A 4,675-nucleotide genomic window follows, 5' to 3' on the forward strand; every position below is an offset into this window, starting at 1 on the left:
CGGTTGGCAATGAGGATTTTACTGAACATTACTGTCCTTGATTTTGAAGATTAAGTGCTCTACCCACACTACCGGGAAGAGCGGTTGGACTGGTGACTTCACCGGTCTGGGGATTGTACTGCAGGGGCTGCTTACTGATACCATCAATGAGCATCTCATCGGTGACCCCGTAGCGCTTCAGCTCCTGGAGGTTGGCTGGCAGGCGCTCGTCGTTATCCATCTTGTACATGGTGATGGCCTGCTGGATCTGGGAGACATAGCTAATGGTGCCAACTTGCTGGGCCTTTTCCTTGGGAGCGAGAATGCGCTTTCCTGCCGCATCTTTCCCACCACCGGTCAGACGAGGGATGACAATGGCGGCTAGGATGCCAAGAATGACCACTACCACAAGGATCTCAATAAGCGTGAATACACGTCGCTGCATCTAGCTTTCCTCCGGCACAATCGTAAAGAGAGGCTGGCCGTATTCAACAGGCTGCCCCTCAGTGATAAGAACCTCAACAAGTTTCCCGCTAAGTGGTGCTTTACAATCCGAGAGTAAGCGCATCGTGTCTATCTGGGCCAGCACCTGCCCGCTTTTGACCAAGATTCCTACCTCAACTACCGAGTGGATTACCCCCACGTGCTCCGCCGTCACCACGCAAGTGTTTGTCGGTGCTGGTATCGAAAGCGCGGAGCTGGCAGGAGGCGTCGCTGGACTCGGTTGTAGGGTGGGCAAAGGACCAGTCGTCGCGCGGCGCATCCGCAGGGTCGCCCCCTCATGTCGGATCTCTATCTCGGTGAGGCATGGAGCCTCGGTGAAGAGGGCGGCAAAGCCCTCAATCTGCTCGTGATTCATTTAGATTTTCTTAACAAAGATACACCACTCCACAATCTGGAGGGTTTTAGAGACGATCATTAGAGAGAACGCTCCGACAAGAGCCCAGAGAACACCATCACTAGGGCGTGACAACTTCACGCCACTTTCCTGGCTGCTTGCAAAGGAAAGTTTTGCCGCAATAGACTCAATGCCTGTCATGCTCGACTGTATTCCCGAGCGCATCCAGGGGGAGATCAGTACGCAGAGAGCGATCGTGGCTATGATGGTCATCGGCATGATGAGCTTGTACTTATCAGACTGATGGTCGTTGTAGATCACACAGTTCCGACAGCGCTCCACTTTTTGAGCATCCGTGAGAAATATTTTGGTAGGGGCCGCGCTCCCGGGTGACGAGGGATTAGCGTAGTTGAGCTGCGAGGCAGGAGCCATCTCCAGCTGAACACCGCCTTGAGTCTTGCTGGATGCATTACTGACAATATCCTGTTCGCAGTAGCAACCCTGGCGGATTCGCCAGCAGGCATCGCGCTTCTGGTAGATAGGGCAGTGGGGACGAACCCAGTCGCGGCAGTAGCTTCCTTCCCAACACTTGCCAATTAGCGACGTGCGGATGGGCTTTGCTTCACGCTTTGCCCCCATCCCAAATGTCGCCTCCGAGGAGTCTGGCTCTGCACCACGCCTCTGAATCGCTCTTCCAAACTTGGCGATAATATCCCGGAGGACAAGCACGAGGCCAACTCCCCCCGGCACTAAGGCCGCTTGTGGGAAGGCAGCCAGAGCCTTGGCAACGCCAAGAGAGCTCGCATCGCCTAGCATAGGGAGCCCCAACCCAAGAAGCGCTGCCCCGATCAGTAGGGCATAGCCCGCGATCTCCTCAAACCAGAGAGCGACTGCTAATCCAAGCGAGGCCGCCCCCAAGCCATAGGTCAGTGCTTTTGTTGCAAGGGCAATATTGCCCATCATAATCTTTTGTTTGGGGGCATCCCAGCTAGAGAACCCACCTAGACCAACAAAAACTCCATAGAGAAGGTAGGCCAGGCTCAGACCCGCGACGATAAAGGCAACGGTCATCACCAAGTTCGCTAGAGTGTAGACGATAGGTGGAACATAAATCCCACCTTCTTCTGATTCTTCTCTGCTCATGGAATGTCTCCTGATGTTGTTATAGTACTGCGCTAGGACTTGACTCGCTCGAGATAGCTATCATTGCGAGTATCAATCTTGAGCTTATCACCCACGTTGATAAAGAAAGGAACCGAGACAACAACCCCACCCTCAACTGTGGCGGGTTTGGAGCCACCAGAAGCTGTGTCTCCACGCACGCCAGGGTCTGTCTCGATTACGAGAAGCTCCATAAAGTCCGGTACATGAACCTGGATAATCTGCTCTTTGTGGAGAATGGCCTGGACTTCCATGTTCTCTTTCATGTACTTTTTCTGCTCGCCAATCATCGTAGCCGAGACACCGGTTTGCTCAAACGTGTCCATGTCCATGAGGAAGTACTCTTCATCTTGTTCGTAGAGGTACTGCATCGGTTTGCGCTCCAGATAGGCTGCCTCCATCTTCTCACCGGCACGCCAGGTTTTATCCAGGGTGCGTCCCGTGCGCAGGTTCTTGAGAGTAGAGCGAACAAATGCTCCCCCTTTGCCTGGTTTGACATGCTGAAAATCAACAATCGTATAGATATCGTTGTCGAAGATAAAAGAAAGACCGTTGCGGAAATCGCTGGTATCCAATCGAAAATACTCCTTTGAAACTAGAACGTATTATAGCATGAAAAAGGCCCTCAGCCGAAGCTGAGGGCCGTAAGCGGGATGACTCCTGCTTAGAACTTAACGGAGAACTGACCCGAGACGACTCCACCCTTCTGGATGTTGTCGGTTCCGGCGGTAGATCCGTTGAACGCTGCATTGCCCTTACCATTGTAGTCCGCAACCTGGTAAAGGAGGCGGAAGGTGCTGGCCGGGTTGAAGTCAAACCGGTAGCCAATGTTGGTGAACATCTCACGAGGCTTCACACCACTGCCTGCACGGGTGTAGGTTGTTGACTCTGTCGATACCTCAAGCGAGGACGGTCCGGTAACCTGCCACTTGGCACCGAGGCCAATATTAGCGATCTTGTCGTTTGTCGTAAGACCACCAAGACCGGTTGCTTTACCCGTACCCTGGTAGTCCTGAACTGATCCCATCAGCTCGATGCGGTTGGTTGGGTTCCAAGAAGCCTTACCATAAGCACCCTTGATGTCCGTGGGGTTCTGGAAGGAACCAACACGAGCCCATGCACCTGGCGCACCGAAGTACGGTCCGACGTTGCGGTAACCACCGGAAACGATGAAGTTGCCGCGACCGAACTGGCCGTTAACATCAAGTGCTTCGTTGTTCTTGGTAGTGACATTCTTGCTACCAATCATGGTGTCCGACTTCGCATACTTACCCACAACGGTGACACCCAGCAGGCGGGTAGAGACATCGGCTGCCATAACATTGACAGTATCAAAGTTCGCCGGAGCACCAGCGGTTGCTGACTGAGCAGCTCCACCAAAGGTGAGGTAGCTGGCATTGATATTGAACTTGGTCAGGACGTTAACATTGAAGTTAGCCGTACCACCTGCGAACTGGTTGACGTTCATACCACCAACACGACCCGACTGACCGAAGACACCCACGGTGTTTGCACGGGTCAGACCACCGACATATCCACCACGGAACGCACCTGCCATCACAGCCGGAGCGAGGTTGGCAGAGCCAAATCCATAGTTTACGGGGTTCACTTTACCCGCTTGGGTGGTGAAGTTGATGCCCTGGATGCGGAAGTTCCCACGGAAACCGTCTGTGGGGATGGATCCGTTATCGGTCTTCTGGTTCGTGAAGTAGGAGTCCTGATCGGGGGTCTTGAAGGTGTACGCACCAAACTGAGTGGGGATACGTCCAACCGTCACACCGGTGCTGCCAAGGATCGGCAGGCTAACACCCGTGCTCATGTGAGCGGACCAGAGGGTCGTTGCCTGATCCTGGTTCACCTTGGTGCCAGGACGATCGGAGCGAGCGCCGAAGCCGCCACCGAGGTAAGGAAGGTAGTTACCGACAGTCAGGTTCGCTTCAAACGTCGTGTTGTCGTTGGGCGTGGCCTTCAGGTTCAGGTCGAGATCGTGGAGTGCACGAGTGTCGGCAAGAATGCTACCGCTCGTACCAGGGCCACCAGTGACGACGAAACCATCACGGTCACGGAATGCCGAAGTGCCATCCTCACGGAAGTTGCCACGGACATAGGTGTTAAAGCCACCGTTGATCTTCAGACGCTTGTTCCACTGGTCTTCCAGCTTGCTAACACGGTCTTCAACGTTCTTAAGACGCTTCTTGATCGCGTCTACATCCACACCAAGCGTCGTCAGTTCGGTCTGGAACTCGGCCACCATCTTGCGAATCAGGTCGAGGTCGGACTTCTTGACAAGGTTGGTAAGGTCGCCCTTGGTGGCAACGTTGCTCATGTCCGGGGGGGTGCCGCCGCCATTGCCGCCCTTACCGATCATGCCTTTAACAGCATTGAGATCGCCCTTGGTGGCAAAGTTGGTCATGTCCGGGGGGGTGCCACCACCATGCTCGCCATGGTTCTTCATAGCGTAGCGCTGATCGAGAATATCCAGCATGCGAGCCAGCATCACTGCCATTTCGTAGCGGGTCAGGGTGCGCTTACCATGGTAGAGTCCGTCTGGATCGCCAAGGATGATTTTGAGCTGCGCGAGCTTGTCAATGGCCTGGTAGGCCCACGACAAGTTTGCCGCCATGCGCGAGGCGGCAGGCCCCGATATTGATATCGCGATTGATTTTCACGGCGCGGTTCCGCCCGCCACTGCGATGC

At 54.5% G+C, this 4,675-nt stretch carries 5 protein-coding genes; all 5 read right to left on the reverse strand.

Annotated elements, in window-relative coordinates; translation table 11 throughout:
* Positions 1 to 28 precede the first annotated feature (28 nt).
* Positions 29 to 424: a prepilin-type N-terminal cleavage/methylation domain-containing protein gene (locus RMO15_RS26230; protein ID WP_309719755.1), complete on the reverse strand. Its 396-nt coding sequence runs from the start codon at positions 422 to 424 to the stop codon at positions 29 to 31.
* Entirely contained in the window at positions 425 to 838 is a 414-nt protein-coding gene (locus tag RMO15_RS26235; RefSeq protein WP_309719758.1) for a biotin/lipoyl-binding protein, read from the reverse strand.
* The gene (locus tag RMO15_RS26240) at positions 839 to 1,960 is read right to left on the reverse strand and encodes a hypothetical protein (RefSeq protein ID WP_309719760.1); all 1,122 of its coding nucleotides are present in this window, start codon (positions 1,958 to 1,960) and stop codon (positions 839 to 841) included. It abuts the gene before it with no gap.
* A gap of 32 nt (positions 1,961 to 1,992) precedes the next feature.
* A complete protein-coding gene (gene efp / locus RMO15_RS26245) occupies positions 1,993 to 2,553 on the reverse strand; it encodes an elongation factor P (protein WP_309719763.1) in 561 nt (186 codons plus the stop codon).
* An 89-nt stretch (positions 2,554 to 2,642) separates the two neighbouring features.
* Positions 2,643 to 4,601 (reverse strand): S-layer homology domain-containing protein, encoded by a 1,959-nt coding sequence (locus RMO15_RS26250; RefSeq protein WP_309719766.1) that lies wholly within the window; start codon positions 4,599 to 4,601, stop codon positions 2,643 to 2,645.
* Positions 4,602 to 4,675 lie beyond the last annotated feature (74 nt).

Source organism: Armatimonas sp., assembly GCF_031410135.1.
Taxonomy (GTDB): domain Bacteria; phylum Armatimonadota; class Armatimonadia; order Armatimonadales; family Armatimonadaceae; genus Armatimonas.

Coding starts and splice junctions, on each gene's coding strand:
- RMO15_RS26230 (WP_309719755.1), bottom strand. CDS start 424: ATGCAGCGACGTGTATTCACGCTTATTGAGATCCTTGTGGTAGTGGTC.
- RMO15_RS26235 (WP_309719758.1), bottom strand. CDS start 838: ATGAATCACGAGCAGATTGAGGGCTTTGCCGCCCTCTTCACCGAGGCT.
- RMO15_RS26240 (WP_309719760.1), bottom strand. CDS start 1,960: ATGAGCAGAGAAGAATCAGAAGAAGGTGGGATTTATGTTCCACCTATC.
- RMO15_RS26250 (WP_309719766.1), bottom strand. CDS start 4,601: ATGGCGGCAAACTTGTCGTGGGCCTACCAGGCCATTGACAAGCTCGCG.